Source organism: Cobetia sp. MM1IDA2H-1, assembly GCF_002916775.2.
Classification (GTDB): domain Bacteria; phylum Pseudomonadota; class Gammaproteobacteria; order Pseudomonadales; family Halomonadaceae; genus Cobetia; species Cobetia marina.
Genome location: NZ_CM133225.1, coordinates 979847 through 998283, shown reverse-complemented (window position 1 = coordinate 998283; position 18437 = coordinate 979847). Strand labels below are relative to the sequence as shown.

Genomic DNA, 18437 nt, shown 5'->3' with positions numbered 1-18437 from the left:
GAGATGCCCATGGCCACCCGTCTGCTTGCCGAATGGCACCCGCAGGATGCCATCCAGCTCAGCTGGCCCAGCCCCCACAGCGACTGGAACGAGATGCTCGAGAGCATCGAAGCCACCTGCGAGGCCATGGTGATCGCCATCAGCCGGTATCAGCACGTGCTGATCAGCGTCAGTGACGAGGCCACCCGCGAGCGCCTCACGTCACGCTTCGCCGGTTTCGGCGTGCCGGCCGAGCGTCTGCATCTGCATGTGGCGCCGCTGGATGACACCTGGACGCGTGACCACGGCCCCATCACCGTCGAACGTGATGGCCAGCCGGTACTGCTCGACTACACCTTCACCGGCTGGGGCGGAAAGTTCGAAGCCGCCCGTGACAACGCCCTGACCCGAGCGCTGGCCGCTCAAGGGGTCTATGCAAGCCCGGTGGAAAGTCGCGATTTCATTCTGGAAGGCGGCGGTATCGAGACGGATGGCCTGGGGACACTGTTGACCACCGAGGCCTGCCTGCTCAACGACAATCGCAATGCCGGGCTGAGCCGCGAGCAGGTCGAGGCACAGCTCACGGCCGATTTCGGTGTCTCACGCATCCTGTGGCTGGCCAATGGCCATCTGGAAGGCGATGACACCGACAGTCATGTCGACACCCTGGCGCGCTTCTGCGACCCGCGTACCATCGCCTACGTGCGTTGCGATGATCGCGACGACCCGCACTACCCGGCGCTCAAGGCGATGGAAGCCGAGCTGGAAGACATGCTGGATGCCAATGGCGATCCGTACTTCCTGGTACCGCTGCCATGGCCGGATGCCTGCTTCGATCCCGAAGACGGCCATCGCCTGCCGGCGACCTATGCCAACTTCCTGATCATCAACGGCGCGGTGCTGGTGCCGACCTATGCCGATCGTCACGACATGATCGCGCTCAAGGCCCTGGCGGGCGCCTTCCCGGGACGTGACATCATCCCGGTCGACTGCCGCGCCGTGATTCGCCAGCATGGCAGTCTGCACTGCATGACCATGCAACTGCCCAAGGGCACCCTGGCCACCTCGAACACCTATCAAGGAGCACTGTGATGACCACTTCCCGCCGTACACTCAAGGTCGGTGTCGTCCAGCAGCAGGGCTGGCCCGACAAGGATACGAGCCTGGCGGCCAGCGAGGCGGCCATCCGCCGCCTGGCAGCCGGCGGTGCTGAGCTGGTGATGCTGCAGGAGCTGCATGCCAGCCACTATTTCTGCCAGACGGAAGACACCGCGATCTTCGATCTCGCCGAACCCCTCGAAGGCCCGACCACCCAGCGCCTGGCCAGTCTGGCCGCTGAACTCGGTCTGGTCATCGTCGGCTCCATCTTCGAGCGCCGCGCCGCGGGCGTATATCACAATACCGCCGTGGTGCTCGACAAGGCCGATGGCCTGGTCGGCACCTTCCGCAAGATGCACATCCCGGATGATCCCGGCTTCTACGAGAAGTTCTACTTCACGCCGGGTGATGCGCCCAGCGCACAGTCGCCGCGCCGCGGTTTCGAGCCCATCGATACCTCGGTGGGCCGCCTGGGTGTGCAGGTCTGCTGGGATCAGTGGTACCCGGAAGGCGCGCGGCTGATGGCACTGGCCGGTGCCGAGATGCTGCTCTATCCCACTGCCATCGGCTGGGACCCGCGCGATGATGAGGCCGAGCAGACGCGCCAGAAGGATGCCTGGACGCTGATCCAGCGCAGCCACGGCGTCGCCAATGGCGTGCCGGTGATCGTCGCCAATCGAGTCGGCCATGAAGCGGACCCGACGCCAGCCAGCGAAGGCATCCAGTTCTGGGGGGGCAGCTTCGTGTGCGGACCCCAGGGCGAGCTGCTGGCGCATGGCGGCACCGAGCCCGAGGAGTTGCTGGTCGAGGTGGATCTGGCGCGTGGCGAGGACGTGCGCCGCATCTGGCCCTATCTGCGTGACCGCCGCATCGATGCCTATGGGGATCTCACCGAACGCTATCGCGATCGCTAGACGCAAGGTCGCGATCAGCTCCTGAGGAAGCCGCGTGTTTCTTGACGACGCTTCCCGCCCGGGAGATGCCAGCCATGCCACGAGGCGCCCTGCGGGGCGCCTCGTGTCGTATCCGCACGCTTGTCTTTCCCGCCAGGCTGCGCTAAACAGGATAACGCGATAAAAAGAGTGTATCCCTCAAGCGCCAACCAGGACGCGGACCATGCCCGAATATCAGCTGATGGCCAGAATAGAGGCGGCCTTCGATGAACAGATCAGCGCAGCCGAACAGGTCATCACTGCCGTCGCGGAGGAGAATTCGCCGCTGTGGCGGCTGGATGGCGGCCATGCCGATCTCGATTGGCTACGGCTCGCGCTGCAGGATGTGTGGTATCAGGATGGGCAGGATGGGCGTGTCACCCGCCCCTATCTGGGCGTGGTGGCGGCAGGCCCGCAGGTGATCCAGGCGGTCTGCGCCCTCAATCTGGCCAAGGAGCATCTGGCGGGACTGTTTGCCGAACTGCGTGAGGCGTATCCCGATCAACTCGCGGAGCTCAAGGCCATCCTGCCCTTCCGCCACCCTGGCCTCAACCAGCACCTGAAGGGCGATGGCCTCGCTCGTCTGCATCTGAAGCAATGCTGGCGGCGCGTACCGGTCGCGGAAGCAGCGGTGGCGCGAGTGCGTTTCGCCTGGTACAGCTCCGGACGCTCCATTCAGCGCGTCAGTGTGCCGGAGTGCGAGGCGATGCTGATGAAACTGGATACCGAGGCCGATCACGTGCGCCTGCAGCTCAGACTGCTGGCGGGCCTGCCCTCTGACGAGATACTGGCACGCATCCAGCCTCAGGCGCCGCTGATGCGCGCCAATCTCTTCTATCGTGAGCCGGTCTTGCGCGAGGATGGCGAGCTGCGCACTCGCCGCGCGATGAACGTCTCGCTACCGCTGTTCCTGCCCCACGATGACCTGCGCCTGCCGGCGCTCAACCAACCCTCACCGACCCCGCCCGCACAGCGCACACGCGCCAGACGCGGAGATGTGCGCATCGATGACACGCCCTTTCTCAAGAGCCTGCGCGTGCATCGCTATCGCTGATCTCTAGAGCCGGAGAGCCAGTGAGACTGTGAAGTCGCCTGCTAGAGATCCAGCCCTGATTCCGGCAGGCGCTTGAGGTGCATGCGGCGCGCCAGGCGGATCAACGGCTTGAGCGTCAGCTGCAGCGAGCCGATCACGAACAGCCAGATCCCCAGCGTCATCCACTCATCCCAGAAGAAGCACACGCTGCCGATGGTGAACAACAGGCCCAGCACCAGCTCGTTGATGATGCTGGCCAGCTCGTAACGGCGGTGGATGACCAGCTCTTCGCGGCCGAGACGCAAGGTCAGGTCACTCGTGACATCCTGCTGGCGAGAGGATTGCGACTCGGGGTGTGGCTGTCGACTCATCGAAGGCTCCTTGGGTAAAAGACTGGGTCATCTGTGAATATCTCGTGTCAGTGGGCACAAAGCACAAGGCCCCGACATCCAGGATGTCGGGGCCTTGTGCGTGGCCGTGTTGGCACAGCGAGCTCAGGGCTCATGATTCAGGGCTCAGGGCTCAGAACAGACGGTTGAGTCCATTCATGGCAGCGACCCGATAGGCTTCCGCCATGGTCGGGTAGTTGAAGGTGGTGTTGACGAAGTACTTGAGCGTATTCGCCTCACCTTGCTGCTGCATGATGGCCTGACCGATGTGCACGATCTCGGATGCCTGATCACCGAAGCAGTGGATGCCGAGGATTTCCAGCGTGTCGCGATGGAACAGGATCTTGAGCATGCCAACGGTGTCGCCGGTGATCTGGGCGCGTGCGGTGTCCTTGAAGAACGCCTGCCCCACTTCGTAGGGAATGCGCGCTTCGGTCAGTTCGCTCTCGCCACGCCCCACCGAGCTGATCTCGGGGATGGTGTAGATGCCGGTCGGCACCTCATTGACGAACTTGAACTCCTCGCCCAGCAGATTGGCCGAGGCGAAGCGGCCCTGATCATAGGCAGCAGAGGCCAGGCTCGGCCAGCCGATGACATCGCCCACGGCATAGACGTGGTCCAGCTCGGTGCGGTACTGATCATCGACCGTCAGCTGACCACGGCCATTGGCCTGCAGACCGATGTTCTCGAGGCCGAGGCTGTCGGTGTTGCCGGTGCGCCCGTTGGCCCACAGGAAGGCGTCCGCACGCAGCTTCTTGCCGGACTTGAGGTGCACGACCACACCGGACTCATCGCCCTCGATGCGCTCGTATTCCTCATTGTGGCGCACCAGCACGCCGTTGTTGCGCAGGTGGTAGGACAGCGCGTCGGAAATCTCGTTGTCCAGGAATGACAACAGACGATCACGGGTATCGATCAGGTCCACCTTGACGCCCAGCCCCGAGAAGATGGAGGCGTACTCGGACCCGATGACACCGGCACCGTAGATGATCAACGTGCGCGGCGTGTGCGACAGACCCAGGATGGTATCGGAGCAATAGATACGCGGGTGGCGGAAATTGACGTCTGCCGGGCGGTAGGGGCGCGACCCGGTGGCGATCACGACCTTCTCCGCGTGCAGCTCCTCGGTCCCTTCATGGGCATCACGCACCAGCACGGTGTGCTCGTCCTTGAAGCGCGCGGTACCGAAGAACACGTCGATGCGATTGCGAGCATAGAAGCGCGTGCGCATCTCGACCTGCTGCTCGATGGTACGACGCGAACGTTCCAGCACCTTGGGGAAGGAGAACCAGCGCGGCTCACCGATGTCGCGGAACATGCGATTGGTGTTGAACTCGATGATCTGCTTGACCGCGTGACGCAGGGCCTTGGAGGGGATGGTGCCCTTGTGGGTGCAGTTGCCGCCCACGGAGGACTGGGCCTCGATCACGGCCACTCGCTTGCCATGCTTGGCCGCATTGACCGCCGCGCTCTCCCCTGCCGGACCGGTACCGATCACGACCACATCGTAGTTGTAGACTGCCATGAGACTCGCTTTGCTCCTTGGTTGTTCGTAGGCCGGCCCTGACACGCCACACTCTGCTCAGGGAGAGAATGGCATGCCAGGGCCGGCGGCTGGCCTTGCGGCCGGCGGGCTCTGAGTCATCAGAGCAGAAATCAGCGACGCGGGGCTTCGTAGGCCAGATCACTGGCCGGCTTGCCGCCGCTCTCGGCCATCAGACGCTGGCGCTCCTGCTCCTTCTCGCACTCGTCATCCTTGCCGCCACAGATATCACAGCCATCCTTGAGCCCGAGGTTGTTGAGGCCGCCGCAGGAGCCGGCGATCGGCTTGCGCCCCATCAACACCCCGACAGCCATCGCGCCGATCAACAGCAGCATGGCGGCGAACACCAGTAACCAGATAGTCATGTCATTTCTCCCGGGGCATGGCCCCATGTTGGCCCACTGTGACCGACCCGACTCGACCGCCACATCGGTACCCGCCCTGACGGGAGGGTGCCGATGCATCGTGAGTGGCAGGCCCGGTCAGGGGCGTGTCACGACAGGTGGCAGCGGATCACGTCCTCCCCGTCTGCCTGACGGCAGACAGGCTCAGACGCTGGATTCCCCTGCGGGCTTCGTGTCGCCTGTCGCCGGCGCGTCCTTCAGATAGGGCGCGAATGCCGGACTCCAGGACTGCTTGAAGCCATCATCCGTTTTGACAATGAAATAGGCGGCAATGTTCTCGCGTCTTGCGATGGCCATTGCCTTCTCGGCGCCAAGCACGTTGAGTGCCGTGGCCCAGGCGTCCGCACTCGCACAATCTGGCGTGATGACCGTCACCGATGCCAGGGAGTGCTGAATGGGACGACCGGTACGCGGATCGATCGTGTGTGAGTAACGTACGCCGTCCTGCTCGAAATAGTTGCGGTAGTCACCGGAAGTCGCCACGGCAGCATTGCCGGGGTCGATGATCCGCTGCACGGAACGCTCGAAGGACTTCGGCGCTTCGATGGCGATACGCCACGGCCTGTGGCCGGGCTTCTCACCCTTGACGCGGATCTCACCACCGACCTCGACCAGATAGTTCTCGATGCCATTGGCCTCGAGCACATCGGCGACTTGATCCACCCCATAGCCCTTGGCGATCCCCGACAGGTCGGCATACACCGGCTTGCGCTTGATCACCGTATTGCCATCGAGCTCCAGCGCCAGATGATCGACCTTCTCGAGCGCCTGCGCGATCTGTGCATCACTCGGTGCCTTGTCGAGACGCTCATCCGGGCCAAAGCCCCACAGATTGACGGCCGGGCCGACGGTGATGTCAAAGGCACCCTCGGAGCGCCTGCCGATATCCTGCGATTCGGCCAGCACCTGCGCCAGGCCATCCGACAGCGTGATCGGCGTATCCAGCGGTGCCTGATTGAGCTTCGAGAGCTCCGAGGTGTCCTTGTAGGTCGACATCTGCCAGTCGACCTTGTCCAGCGCCTCGACGCTCGCCTGCTTGAGTGACGCCACCTCATCGACATCCAGATCCCCTGCCACCGTGACATGGAATCCGGTGCCGAAGATGGGACCGGCAAAGCGATGCAACTCAGGGTTGCTGGAATTTTCACAGCCTGCAACCAGCAGGGCCAGCCCCATGAGGGCCGGCCCTGCCAGTCGTCTTGCGACGCGTGACATCATCGATCAACCACCGAAGTCATCGAGCAGGATGTTCTCCGGCTCCACACCCATGTCGGTCAGCATCTTGACGACGGCGGCGTTCATCATGGGCGGCCCGCACATGTAGTACTCGCAGTCCTCAGGGGCCGGGTGGTCCTTGAGGTAGTTTTCGTACAGGACGTTGTGGATGAAGCCCGTCGGGCCTTCCCAGTTGTCCTCAGGCTGCGGATCAGACAGCGCCAGGTGCCACTCGAAGTTCTCGTTCTCTTCGGCCAGCTGGTCGTATTCCTCGTTGTAGAACGACTCGCGCATGGAGCGCGCACCGTACCAGAACGACATCTTGCGCTTGGAATTCAGACGCTTGAGCTGATCGAAGATATGGCTGCGCATCGGCGCCATGCCGGCACCGCCACCGATGAAGACCATCTCGGCGTCGGTATCCTTGGCGAAGAACTCACCGAACGGCCCCATCACGGTCACCTTGTCACCCGGCTTCAGCGAGAAGACATAGGTGGACATCAGCCCCGGCGGATGCTGGGAATTCGGCGGCGGAGTGGCGATACGGATGTTGAACTTCAGGATGCCGTACTCTTCCGGATAGTTCGCCATGGAGTAGGCGCGGATGACCGGCTCTTCGTTCTTGTGCTGAACGTTGAACAGACCGAACTTCTCCCAGTCACCACGATACTCTTCTTCAATGTCGAAGTCGGAGAACTTGATGTCGTAGGCCGGCGCTTCCAGCTGCACGTAACCGCCGGCGCGGAAGTTGACTTCCTCGCCTTCCGGCAGCTGCAGGTTCAGCTCCTTGATGAAGGTCGCGACGTTCGGGTTGGCGGTCACGGTGGTTTCCCACTTCTTCACACCGAAGATCTCTTCCGGCACTTCGATCTTCATGTCCTGCTTGACCGGGACCTGGCATGACAGGCGCCAGCCTTCCTTCTTCTCACCCATGGTGAAGTGGGATTCCTCGGTGGGCAGGATGGAGCCGCCGCCCTCCTCGATCCGACACTTGCACTGGGCACAGGAACCCCCGCCACCACAGGCGGAGGACAGGAAGATGCCATTGGCCGCCAGGGTCTGCAGCAGCTTGCCGCCGGCCTGGGTGGTCAGGGTGTTGGCGGGGTCGCCATTGATCTCGATCTGGACGTCACCGCTCGAGACCAGCTTGCTGCGTGCCGCGAGAATCACGAGCACCAGGCCGATCACGACCACGGTGAACATGACGACGCCGAGCACGATGATGGAGGTATCTACCATTTCGATTTCCTTATGCTCGGTTGCGTTACAGCTGGACGCCGGAGAAGGACATGAAGCCCAGCGACATCAGGCCAACGGTAATGAAGGTAATGCCGAGACCCTGCAGGCCAGCCGGCACGTCAGAGTACTTGAGCTTCTCGCGGATACCGGCCAGTGCGGCGATCGCCAGGGCCCAGCCGAAGCCGGCACCCACGCCATAGATCACGGACTCGCCGAAGCTGTAGTCACGCTGCACCATGAACAGGGCCGCACCGAGAATCGCGCAGTTGACCGTGATCAGCGGCAAGAACACGCCCAGCGCGTTGTAGAGCGCCGGCACGAACTTGTCGAGGAACATCTCGAGGATCTGGACGATCGCCGCGATGACGCCGATGTAGGACAGGTAACCCAGGAAGGACAGGTCGATGCTTTCCGCACCTTCCAGACCGGTCCAGGTCAGCGCGCCTTCACGCAGCAGGTAGTTCAGGATCAGGTTGTTGACCGGGACGGTCACCGCCAGCACGACGATGACGGCCACGCCCAGACCGATCGCGGACTGGATCTTCTTGGACACCGCCAGGAAGGTGCACATGCCCAGGAAGAAGGCCAGCGCCATGTTCTCGACGAACACGGCCTTGATGAACAGGCTCAGGTAGTGTTCGAACATGTTACACGGCCTCCTTGATCTTGGTGTTGGCGGTAATCTTGTACTCCGCCTTCTCGACCTGCTCCGGATAGACGCTGCGCAGCACCCAGATGAACAGACCGATGACGAAGAACGCGGACGGCGGCAGCAGCATCAGACCATTCGGGATGTACCAGCCACCGTCATTGACGGTCTGCAGGATGGTCACGCCGAACAGGGAGCCGGAACCGAACAGCTCACGCACGAAGCCGACCACCAGCAGGATCACGGTGTAGCCGAGACCGTTGCCGATACCGTCGATGAAGCTCATCGCCGGGCCATTCTGCATGGCGTAGGCTTCCGCGCGGCCCATCACGATGCAGTTGGTGATGATCAGACCGACGAAGACCGACAGCTGCTTGGAGGTCTCGAAGGCGAAGGCCTTGAGCGACTGATCGACCACGATGACCAGCGAGGCGATGATCGTCATCTGCACGATGATGCGGATGGACGACGGGATGTGATTGCGGATCAACGAGATGAACAGACTGGAGAACGCCGTCACCAGTGACACCGCGATCCCCATGATCAGGGCGGTGTTCATCGAGTTGGTCACCGCCAGCGCGGAGCAGATACCGAGGATCTGCAGCGCGATGGGGTTGTTCTTGAAGATCGGCGTCGTCAGGACACCTTTAGGAGTTTCGGCTGCCATCATTACGCTCCTTTGACGTCGCGGAACTGGGTCAGGTACTTGGCGAAGCCATTCTCACCCATCCAGAACTGCAGCAGGTTGGTCACGCCGTTGCTGGTGAGGGTAGCACCTGACAGGGCATCAACCTGGTACTTGGCATCCGGAGATGACGGATTGACACCGCCCTTCTTCAGGTGCACTTCCGGGTCCATGCTGTCTTCGGGATAGATCTTCTTGCCATCCCACTGGGCCTTCCACTTCGGGTTATCGACTTCGCCGCCCAGCCCCGGAGTTTCCCCCTGCTGATAGAAGGACAGACCCACCACGGTGTTGCCGTCACCCTTGAGTGCCAGGTAGCCGTACATCATCGACCACAGGCCGTTGCCACGCACCGGGACGATGATCTCGTCCGGCTGCTCGACATCACCGACCAGATAGACCACCGAGTACTGCTCACGACGCTTGATGCCCGGCAGATCCTCGTCACCGGACAGGGTACGTGAGGTGGCCGGGTCCTTGGACATCTTGGCCTGGTCGTACTTTTCCGGATCGATGTCGTCGACGTACTCACCGCTGTTCAGGTCGACGACCTTGGCGGTGACCTTGTCACGGAACTGCTGGCCGACATCCTCGCCCGGCTGCAGCAGCTCGGCGACCGCGAGGATGTTGCTCTTGCGGTCCAGCTCGGCATTGGTCATCTGCATCGGACGCAGCACGACCGCTGCGGTGGATACCACCACCGAGCAGACGATGCACAGCCCGAGCGCGACGCCGAGGGTCTTCTTGATGGAATTGTTGCTGGCCATGTCAGGCGGTCTCCTCGTTCGCGATGCCGGCAGCCTCGCGCTTGACGCGGCGCTTGATGTTGGCCTGCACGACGAAGTGGTCGATCAGCGGGGCGAACAGGTTGGCGAACAGGATCGCCAGCATGATGCCCTCCGGGAAGGCCGGGTTGGCGACACGGATCAACACGGTCATCACGCCGATCAGTGCACCGAAGATCAGCTTGCCCTTGTCGGTCATGGAAGCCGAGACCGGATCGGTGGCCATGAAGACCATGCCGAAGGCGAAGCCGCCGATGACCAGATGCCAGTACCACGGCATCGCGAACATGGCATTGGTGTCACTGCCGATGGCGTTGAACAGCGCCGAGGTCGCGACCATGCCCAGCAACACGCCCAGCATGATTCGCCAGGAGGCGATGCGCGTCCACAGCAGTACCGCCGCGCCGAGGAAGATGGCCAGCGTCGATACCTCACCCAACGAGCCCGGAATGAAGCCCAGGAAGGCATCGGTCCAGCTCATCTGCTGCATCAGGGCGCTCATGCCGTCCTGTGCCGCGGTGGACAGTGCGGTCGCACCGGTATAGCCGTCAGCCGGCACCCACACCGCGTCACCGGAAATGCTGGCCGGATAGGCGAAGTACAGGAAGGCACGACCGGACAGCGCCGGGTTGAGGAAGTTCTTGCCGGTACCGCCGAAGACTTCCTTGCCGATCACCACACCGAAGGTGATGCCGAGCGCGACCTGCCACAGCGGGATGGTGGCCGGCAGCGTCAGCGCGAACAGCACGGAGGTGACGAAGAAGCCTTCGTTGACCTCGTGACCGCGACGCATCGCGAACAGCACTTCCCAGAAGCCGCCGACCGCGAAGGTCACCAGATAGATGGGCAGGAAGTAGGTGGCCCCCAGGATGAAGTTGGCCCACACGCTGCCCGCATCATGGCTGCCCGCCAGCATCATGACGATGGCTTCACGCCAGCCGCCCAATGCACTGTAACCGCCAGCGATGGCCTCGTTGGCCTGCAGACCGGCGTTGTACATGCCGAAGAACATGGCCGGGAAGGTACACATCCAGACCGTGATCATGATGCGCTTCAGGTCGATACCATCACGCACGTGCGCGGTGGTACGCGTGACACTCGCCGGCGCATAGAAAATCGTGTCCACGGCTTCGTAGAGCGCGTAGAACTTCTCGTACTTGCCACCCTTGTGGAAGTGCGGCTCCAGGTTATCCAGAGTCTGTCGAATACCCATCATCAGACCTCTTTCTCGATCGTGGTGAGGTTGTCACGCAGGATGGGACCGTACTCGTACTTGCCCGGGCACACATAGGTGCACAGTGCGAGGTCCTCTTCATCAAGCTCCAGGCAGCCAAGCTGCATGCCGGTCTCGATATCACCCACGATCAGCGAGCGCAGCAGCTGCGTCGGCAGAATGTCCAGCGGCATGACCTTCTCGTACGCTCCCACCGGCACCATGGCACGCTCGGAGCCATTGGTGGAGGTGTTGGGACGATAGTCACGCAGACCGGTCAGCTTCGACAGGTAGATACCCAGCACCGAGTGACGATTGGCACCAGTGGACAGCCAGCCCATGAAGGCACGCTTGTTGCCTTCTTCCAGCAGACTCACCTGAGTGTGATAGCGGCTGACGAAACGCAGCGCCCCTTCACAGGTCAGACCGGAGAACACGGAACCGGAGATCACACGGGTATCTTCCGGCTGCTCGACTTCCCCCTTGAGCAGTTCTTCAGTGCTCGCGCCCAGACGGGTACGCAGCAGGCGGGGCTTGGTGGCACGCGGGCCACCGACGGCGATGACACGCGTGGTGTCCAGACGCCCTTCCGCCAGCAGGGTACCGATGGCGACGACATCCTGATAACCGACATGCCAGACATGACGTTTCAGGCTGACCGGTGCGAGATGATGGATGTGCGTACCCGGCAGACCTGCCGGGTGCGGGCCCTTGAAGGACTCGCTGACCACGCCGGCCACATCGCCGCCCGGGATATCCGCGCCCGGTGCCTGGCACAGGAACACCTTGCCTTCGGTCAGACGCGTCAATGCGACGAGACCCTGACGGAACGCAACTTCCTGCCCCTTGAGCACCACGGCCGGATCTGCGGCCAGCGGGTGGGTATCGATGGCGGTGACGAAGATGGCTGCCGGGGTGGCATCCAGTGCCGGCACACGCGAGAACGGGCGGGTACGGAATGCCGTCCACAGACCGGAGTCGACCAGCTGGTCGACCACGACCTGACGCTCGAGACCGGCCAGCGCCGCCTCGCCATGCGCGGTGAATTCCACCGCATCGCCCTGCGCATCGGTCTCGATGACCACGGACAGAAGCTTGCGCTTCTCGCCACGGTTGATCTCGACCACGGTCCCGGCAGCAGGCGCGGTGTAACGGACGCCCGGGGTCTTCTTGTCGGTGAACAGGAGTTGCCCCAGTTTCACCTTGTCCCCTTCACGGACTTCCATCGTCGGCTTCATGCCGACGTAGTCAACACCCAGGATCGCTACGCGACGAACGGGCTGCGCATCCTCGATACGCTGCTCCGGCGCCCCGGCGATGGGGAGATCCAGGCCACGTTTGACTTCGATCATAGACTCGCCCAATTGTCGGATCTGATGTTGTTCAGGAAAGATCACGCATCAATGACACGCCTCGAGGCCGACATACGGCCAGGCAACCTCGCGAGATTCGCGTTTCAGTTGATGTGAATGCTTTTCTTATCAGACGGTTGGAGGTGTAGCCCAGAGATTGGACCGGCCCAAAAAAATCCGCCTCATTATAAAGATGCGAGCCCCGAAAGACCATACGACACTAAAGTGGTGAGGGCATTCAACACGCCAACGCCCCTGCCATCGAGGATGGCAGGGGCGTTGTATTGACAGGCATTTTTTCCTCACCATGCGTGAATCACGCCATGGCGCGACCCATTGCCTCAGCGAGTGGGGAAATAGCTGAAACGCACGTTGGACATGTGCTGCAGGATACGCACGACCTGGCAGCTGTAACCGAACTCGTTGTCATACCACACATACACGACGGCCTGCTTGTCGGTGACGATGGTCGCCTGACCGTCGACGATGCCGGAATGACGGTTGCCGACGAAGTCGGAAGAGACCACTTCACAGGAATCGACGTAGTCGATCTGCTTCTGCAGTGAAGAGTGCAGAGAGGCCGTGCGCAGGAAGTCATTCATGCGCTCGGCGTCGCTTGCGGTGTCCAGCGTCAGATTGAGAATCGCCATCGAGACGTTGGGCGTCGGCACACGGATCGCGTTGCCGGTCAGCTTGCCGGAAAGCTCCGGCAGCGCCTTGGCGACGGCCTTGGCAGCACCGGTCTCGGTCAGCACCATGTTGAGTGCCGCCGCGCGACCGCGACGGTCCCCGCTGTGGAAGTTGTCGATCAGGTTCTGGTCGTTGGTATAGGAGTGGACCGTCTCCACATGCCCCTGACTGACGCCGTATTCGTCGTGCAGCACCTTCAGCACCGGCACGATGGCGTTGGTGGTGCAGGACGCCGCGGAGATGATGCGATCATCGTCACGGATGTCGGTGTGGTTGACGCCATAGACGATGTTCTTCAGATCGCCCTTGCCCGGAGCGGTGAGCAGCACCTTGGCCACGCCCTTGCACTCGAGATGCTGCCCCAGGCCAGCCTCGTCGCGCCACTTGCCGGTATTGTCGACCACGATGGCATTGTCGATGCCGTGCGCGGTGTAATCGATCTCGGACGGCGAGTTCGCGTAGATGATCTTGATGTAGTTGCCATTGACGATCAGCGCCGAATTCTCCTGATCGACCGTGATGCTGCCCTCGAAGGGACCATGCACGGAATCACGACGCAGGAGGCTGGCTCGCTTTTCCAGATCCTCCTTGCTGCCACGCACCACGATGGCGCGCAGACGCAGCAGATTACCGCCACCGGCCTTCTCGATCATGATGCGCGCCAGCAGGCGGCCGATACGCCCGAAGCCATACAGGACGACATCCTTCGGGTCGCCGCCCATGCCGCCTTCGACGTAGCCACCGACGATCTCGGCAAGCTCGCGTTTGAGGAAGGCAGTGATGTCCGTCTCGTCGGAGCGCTTGAAGGCCACTGCCAGCTTGCCGATGTCGACGTGGGCCGGCCCGAGATTCAGCTCGATCATGGCACGCACCAGCGGGAAGGTGTCCTCGACGGACAGCTCCACCCCTTCCGCCTTGCGCACCCAACGGTGGTTCTTGAGGATACGCACCATGGAGCGGTTGATCAGCGAACGCCCATAGATGGAGGGCACGACATTGAAGCGACGATAGAGGTCACCCAGCAGCGGGATCATCTGTTCGGCGAGGGCTTCATTGTCTTGCCACTGCTTGAAACAGGCTTCGAGATTCTCTTTGCTCACGGAGGAATTCCTCTGACTGGCGAACGATAGGCGAACGCGGCAAGCGAGCTTGCAGCGTCGGACAAGGCCAGCTGAGTATGCGTAACGGGGGGCGGGGTCACAATGAAAGGATGGTCGCACGGAGGGTAGTAGTGCTACAGAATCAACGATTTGACTACAAGAGCCCTTCCTGAAGCACCGTCCGCATCCCGTGGAGGATCGCCGGACAAGCTCTTGCGAGATTCCTGGCCTCGCCACCGATGAAAAGGCCACGCCTCGCCCCCATGACAGGGAATGACTTGCTATCATCAGGCGCAGGGCATTGACGACACCGCCTCGGCAGCCCCGTCACGGCAAGGGGTTGGGTCTGCGACCATCAGAGCGGGCCGTCAGAACGCCCCCTCCATGCTGGCTGCCACGAGGAGCGCCCTGCGCCGACCATTGCGCCTTCATCACCATCGCTCGCGCCGCCGCGGGCTTTCACCGTTTGGCGTGACTGGCGAGGAGCACCCCTCCCGCCGGTGAATCTTCCCGTGCGCCCAAGCCCAGGACACAAGACACCAGAGCCCATGTTCGAGACTCCGCTGACGCCCCCGTTGCCACGCTCTCCCCGTGAGACCACCTACTGGACGCTGCAGGATGGCAGCGCTGCCGCCCTGGCGCTGGCGCGCCTGGCGGACGCCGATGAAGCGCCACTGATGGTGATCACGCCGGACACCGCCAGCGCCCAGCGTCTGGAGGCGGACCTGCACTTCTATACCCGCCACCCGGAGCGCCTGCTGCCATTCCCTGACTGGGAGACACTGCCCTACGACAGTTTCTCGCCCCACCAGGACATCGTCTCGGAGCGCCTGCGCACGCTGCGCACCCTGCAGGCCAGCCGCCGCGCCATCGTGCCGGTGCCGGTCAACACCCTGATGCAGCGCCTGGCGCCGGCGGATTACATCGCCGGCCAGGTCTTCAGTCTCGCCAGGGGAGACACTCTCGACCGCGAGAATTTCCGCTCACGCCTCTCACGTGCCGGATACCGTGCGGTGGAGACCGTCTACGAGCCCGGAGAGTATGCGTTGCGCGGCGCGCTGATCGACCTGTTCCCGATGGGCAGTGAGCAACCGCTGCGAATCGATCTGTTCGATGACGAGATCGACACCCTGCGCGCCTTCGACCCCGACACCCAGCGCAGCGGCGACAAGGTCGAGGCGATCGAGATCCTGCCCGCCCACGAATATCCTCTGACGCGCAGCGCCATCGCCTGTTTCCGCGAGGGCTTCGAGACACTGTTCGATGTCGACCCCCGCCAGTGCATCCTCTACAACGATGCCATCAAGGGCATTCCCTCACCGGGGCTCGAGCAGTATCTGCCGCTGTTCTTCGAGGAGACCGCGACGCTGTTCGATCACATGGGCGACAACCTGCGGATCGCCATGCTGCCGGGAGCTCGCGAAGCGGCCGAACATCATTGGGACGCCATCACCACGCGCTACGCCAATCTCGGCGTGGACCCCACGCGCCCGCTGCTGCCGCCGCATCGCGCCTTCGTGCCGGTCAACGAACTGTTCGCGTTGATCAAGCAGCACGAGCGCATCGAACTGCTGCGCGAGCCCAATGCGCACACCATCGAATTCGGCCAGCAGGCGCTGCCCAGCCTCGCCATCGATGCACGCAGCGCCGACCCCACCCAGGCGCTGGCGAGCTTCCTCAAGCAGCGACTCAACGGCCAGAGCGCACAGCGCATCCTGTTCGTCGCCGAGACCCAGGGTCGCCGGGAAGTCGTCGAGGAGCAGCTCGCTCCGCTGCTGCGCAGCTTCGGGCTACGCAGCCTGGAGGACTTCGCGAGCTTCCAGCACTTCGTCGACAGTCCCGCCGCGGTCGGCCTGACCGTCGGCGGCCTGACGCGTGGTGCCTGGGTAGCGGGTGAGCAGGCCTCCCAGGCGCCCTCCCCCGAGCGCGCAGACGCCGCCAAGGGGCTGGTCATCGTCACCGAGACCGAGCTCTATGGCGAGGTAGTCCGCCAGAGCCGTCGTCAGGCGCGTGCCACCGATGACAACGAACTGGCCGTGCGTCATCTCTCGGAGCTGCGCGAAGGCGCACCGGTGGTACACCACACCCACGGGGTCGGTCGCTACCTGGGACTCGAGACCATCGATGCCGGCGGCCAGGAAGCCGAGTTCCTCGCCCTTGAATACGCCGACGGCGCCAAGCTCTATGTGCCGGTGGACAGCCTGCATCTGATCTCACGCTATTCCGGCGCCAGCGATGAACTGGCACCGCTGCACAAGCTGGGGTCCGAGCAGTGGGAGAAGGCCAAGCGCAAGGCGGCCGAGAAGATTCGCGACACCGCCGCCGAGCTGCTGGATGTCTATGCACGGCGCGAAGCGCGTGTCGGCCATGCCTGCGACTTCCCCGCCGAGGACTACGCCCGTTTCGCGGCCAGCTTCCCCTTCGAGGAGACACCGGATCAGGCGCAGACCATCGGTGCGGTGATCCAGGACATGTGCTCTCCTCAGCCGATGGATCGCGTAGTGTGCGGCGATGTCGGCTTCGGCAAGACCGAGGTCGCGATGCGCGCCGCCTTCCTGGCCGTCAACTCCGGCCGTCAGGTGGTGGTGCTGGTGCCCACCACCCTGCTGGCCCAGCAGCATTATGACAACTTCCGCGATCGCTTCGCCGACACCGCGGTGGAGATCGCCCTGCTGTCGCGCTTCACCAGCGGCAAGGGCCAGGAAGCGTCACTGGAGCGCATCCGCAAGGGGCAGGCGGATATCGTGATCGGCACCCACAAGCTGCTCTCCAAGTCGCTGGAATTGCCCAACATGGGACTGCTGGTCATCGATGAGGAGCACCGCTTCGGGGTCTCCCAGAAGGAGCGACTCAAGAGCCTGCGTGCCGAAGTGGACATCCTGACCCTGACCGCCACGCCGATTCCGCGCACGCTCAACATGGCGATGAGCGGCATTCGCGACCTGTCCATCATCGCCACGCCACCGGCGCGCCGCCTGTCGGTGAAGACCTTCGTCCAGCAGCGCAACGACGGCGTGATCAAGGAAGCCATCCTGCGTGAGCTGCTGCGCGGCGGACAGGTCTACGTGCTGCACAACGAGGTCAAGACCATCGAGGAAAGCGCGGCACGCATCGCGGAACTGGTGCCGGAAGCCATCGTCGGTGTCGCCCACGGGCAGCTGCCGGAGCGTAGCCTGGAGCGGCGCATGTCGGACTTCTACCACAAGCGCTTCAACGTGCTGGTCTGCTCGACCATCATCGAGACCGGCATCGACGTCCCGAGCGCCAACACCATCATCATCGAACGCGCCGACAAGTTCGGCCTCGCGCAGCTGCACCAGCTGCGTGGGCGCGTCGGGCGCTCGCATCACCAGGCCTACGCCTACCTGCTGACCCCGCACCCCAAGGCCATGACCCGCGATGCGGTCAAGCGTCTGGAGGCAATCAGCGAATCGCATGACCTGGGGGCAGGCTTCACCCTGGCCTCCCATGACATGGAGATCCGTGGCGCGGGCGAGCTGTTGGGTGATGAGCAGTCCGGCCAGATGGAAACCATCGGCTACTCGCTGTACATGGAGATGCTGGATCGCGCCGTGAAGGCCATCAAGGCCGGCAAGACGCCCAACATCGAATCGCCGCTGGATGAGGGCGTGGAAGTCGGACTCAATCTGCCGGCGCTGATTCCGGGTGACTACCTCCACGATGTCCAGCAGCGCCTGATGATGTACAAGCGCATCAGCAACGCCGAGAACGCCAGCGATCTCCGGGAACTGCAGGTCGAGATGATCGACCGCTTCGGCCTATTGCCGGAGCCGGTCAAGACGCTGTTCCGCCAGACCCGGCTGCGCCAGCGCGCCCAGGCACTGGGCATCGTCAAGCTGGAAGCCGGTGCCGCACGCGGCCGCATCATCTTCGGCGCCCAGACGCCTGTCGATCCCTTGACGCTGGTGACACTCATCCAGCGCCAGCCCGATGTCTACAGGCTGGAAGGTGCCGACACGCTGCGCTTCACCACCGAGATGGAAGACGCCGAGGCGCGCTTCAGCTTCTGCGAATCCCTGCTTGAGCTGCTCAACGCCAAGACCCAGGCGGCCTGACGCCCCCACTCACCTCTGTGCACGTGAAAATGCGCAGAACATGAAAACGGCCTGC

The 18437-nt window shown here is 63.0% G+C and carries 15 protein-coding genes; 4 read left to right on the top strand and 11 right to left on the bottom strand.

Features of this window, described 5'->3' with window-relative positions:
* Nucleotides 1-9 precede the first annotated feature (9 nt).
* The 3 genes from BOH68_RS04290 (at nt 10) to BOH68_RS04280 (ending at nt 3063) form a co-directional block, all read left to right on the top strand.
* Nucleotides 10-1071: an agmatine deiminase family protein gene (locus BOH68_RS04290; protein WP_077372031.1), complete on the top strand. Its 1062-nt coding sequence runs from the start codon at nt 10-12 to the stop codon at nt 1069-1071.
* Nucleotides 1071-1991: a carbon-nitrogen hydrolase gene (locus BOH68_RS04285; protein WP_077372028.1), complete on the top strand. Its 921-nt coding sequence runs from the start codon at nt 1071-1073 to the stop codon at nt 1989-1991. Before BOH68_RS04290 ends, BOH68_RS04285 begins: the two co-directional genes overlap by 1 nt.
* Nucleotides 1992-2193: 202 nt before the next feature.
* A complete protein-coding gene (locus tag BOH68_RS04280) occupies nt 2194-3063 on the top strand; it encodes a DNA replication terminus site-binding protein (RefSeq protein WP_077372025.1) in 870 nt (289 codons plus the stop codon).
* A 41-nt stretch (nt 3064-3104) separates the two neighbouring features.
* On the opposite strand, the gene BOH68_RS04275 is transcribed toward BOH68_RS04280, so the two are convergent.
* The 11 genes from BOH68_RS04275 to BOH68_RS04225 all read right to left on the bottom strand — a co-directional run bounded on the left by BOH68_RS04275 (nt 3105) and on the right by BOH68_RS04225 (nt 14306).
* The gene (locus tag BOH68_RS04275) at nt 3105-3413 is read right to left on the bottom strand and encodes a YrhK family protein (protein WP_077372022.1); all 309 of its coding nucleotides are present in this window, start codon (nt 3411-3413) and stop codon (nt 3105-3107) included.
* Between the two features lie 151 nt (nt 3414-3564).
* Nucleotides 3565-4956, bottom strand: coding sequence for a Si-specific NAD(P)(+) transhydrogenase (gene sthA, locus BOH68_RS04270; protein ID WP_077372019.1), 1392 nt, complete (start codon nt 4954-4956; stop codon nt 3565-3567).
* A gap of 131 nt (nt 4957-5087) precedes the next feature.
* The gene (gene nqrM, locus BOH68_RS04265) at nt 5088-5339 is read right to left on the bottom strand and encodes a (Na+)-NQR maturation NqrM (protein WP_077372016.1); all 252 of its coding nucleotides are present in this window, start codon (nt 5337-5339) and stop codon (nt 5088-5090) included.
* 183 nt (nt 5340-5522) lie between these two features.
* Nucleotides 5523-6596, bottom strand: coding sequence for an FAD:protein FMN transferase (locus tag BOH68_RS04260; protein ID WP_258954881.1), 1074 nt, complete (start codon nt 6594-6596; stop codon nt 5523-5525).
* Nucleotides 6597-6599: 3 nt separating this feature from the next.
* Entirely contained in the window at nt 6600-7832 is a 1233-nt protein-coding gene (nqrF, locus tag BOH68_RS04255; protein WP_077372013.1) for an NADH:ubiquinone reductase (Na(+)-transporting) subunit F, read from the bottom strand.
* A gap of 25 nt (nt 7833-7857) precedes the next feature.
* A complete protein-coding gene (nqrE, locus tag BOH68_RS04250) occupies nt 7858-8478 on the bottom strand; it encodes an NADH:ubiquinone reductase (Na(+)-transporting) subunit E (protein ID WP_077372011.1) in 621 nt (206 codons plus the stop codon).
* Nucleotide 8479: 1 nt separating this feature from the next.
* Nucleotides 8480-9148 (bottom strand): NADH:ubiquinone reductase (Na(+)-transporting) subunit D, encoded by a 669-nt coding sequence (locus tag BOH68_RS04245; protein WP_077372008.1) that lies wholly within the window; start codon nt 9146-9148, stop codon nt 8480-8482.
* Nucleotides 9149-9150: 2 nt separating this feature from the next.
* The gene (locus BOH68_RS04240; protein ID WP_077372005.1) at nt 9151-9933 is read right to left on the bottom strand and encodes a Na(+)-translocating NADH-quinone reductase subunit C; all 783 of its coding nucleotides are present in this window, start codon (nt 9931-9933) and stop codon (nt 9151-9153) included.
* A gap of 1 nt (nt 9934) precedes the next feature.
* Nucleotides 9935-11167 (bottom strand): NADH:ubiquinone reductase (Na(+)-transporting) subunit B, encoded by a 1233-nt coding sequence (locus BOH68_RS04235; RefSeq protein WP_077372002.1) that lies wholly within the window; start codon nt 11165-11167, stop codon nt 9935-9937.
* Nucleotides 11167-12516 (bottom strand): Na(+)-translocating NADH-quinone reductase subunit A, encoded by a 1350-nt coding sequence (locus BOH68_RS04230; RefSeq protein WP_077371999.1) that lies wholly within the window; start codon nt 12514-12516, stop codon nt 11167-11169. The genes BOH68_RS04235 and BOH68_RS04230 overlap by 1 nt, the downstream gene beginning before the upstream one ends.
* A 341-nt stretch (nt 12517-12857) precedes the next feature.
* On the bottom strand, nt 12858-14306 hold the full coding sequence (locus BOH68_RS04225) for a glyceraldehyde-3-phosphate dehydrogenase (protein ID WP_077371996.1): 1449 nt from the start codon (nt 14304-14306) through the stop codon (nt 12858-12860).
* 548 nt (nt 14307-14854) lie between these two features.
* On the opposite strand from BOH68_RS04225, the gene mfd reads away from it, so the two are divergent.
* Entirely contained in the window at nt 14855-18382 is a 3528-nt protein-coding gene (mfd, locus tag BOH68_RS04220) for a transcription-repair coupling factor (protein ID WP_077371993.1), read from the top strand.
* The last annotated feature ends 55 nt before the right edge of the window (nt 18383-18437 follow it).

Coding starts and splice junctions, on each gene's coding strand:
- BOH68_RS04245 (WP_077372008.1), bottom strand. CDS start 9,148: ATGGCAGCCGAAACTCCTAAAGGTGTCCTGACGACGCCGATCTTCAAG.
- sthA (WP_077372019.1), bottom strand. CDS start 4,956: ATGGCAGTCTACAACTACGATGTGGTCGTGATCGGTACCGGTCCGGCA.
- BOH68_RS04280 (WP_077372025.1), top strand. CDS start 2,194: ATGCCCGAATATCAGCTGATGGCCAGAATAGAGGCGGCCTTCGATGAA.
- BOH68_RS04230 (WP_077371999.1), bottom strand. CDS start 12,516: ATGATCGAAGTCAAACGTGGCCTGGATCTCCCCATCGCCGGGGCGCCG.
- nqrM (WP_077372016.1), bottom strand. CDS start 5,339: ATGACTATCTGGTTACTGGTGTTCGCCGCCATGCTGCTGTTGATCGGC.
- BOH68_RS04275 (WP_077372022.1), bottom strand. CDS start 3,413: ATGAGTCGACAGCCACACCCCGAGTCGCAATCCTCTCGCCAGCAGGAT.
- mfd (WP_077371993.1), top strand. CDS start 14,855: ATGTTCGAGACTCCGCTGACGCCCCCGTTGCCACGCTCTCCCCGTGAG.
- BOH68_RS04235 (WP_077372002.1), bottom strand. CDS start 11,167: ATGATGGGTATTCGACAGACTCTGGATAACCTGGAGCCGCACTTCCAC.
- nqrE (WP_077372011.1), bottom strand. CDS start 8,478: ATGTTCGAACACTACCTGAGCCTGTTCATCAAGGCCGTGTTCGTCGAG.
- BOH68_RS04285 (WP_077372028.1), top strand. CDS start 1,071: ATGACCACTTCCCGCCGTACACTCAAGGTCGGTGTCGTCCAGCAGCAG.
- nqrF (WP_077372013.1), bottom strand. CDS start 7,832: ATGGTAGATACCTCCATCATCGTGCTCGGCGTCGTCATGTTCACCGTG.
- BOH68_RS04290 (WP_077372031.1), top strand. CDS start 10: ATGGCCACCCGTCTGCTTGCCGAATGGCACCCGCAGGATGCCATCCAG.
- BOH68_RS04240 (WP_077372005.1), bottom strand. CDS start 9,933: ATGGCCAGCAACAATTCCATCAAGAAGACCCTCGGCGTCGCGCTCGGG.
- BOH68_RS04260 (WP_258954881.1), bottom strand. CDS start 6,596: ATGATGTCACGCGTCGCAAGACGACTGGCAGGGCCGGCCCTCATGGGG.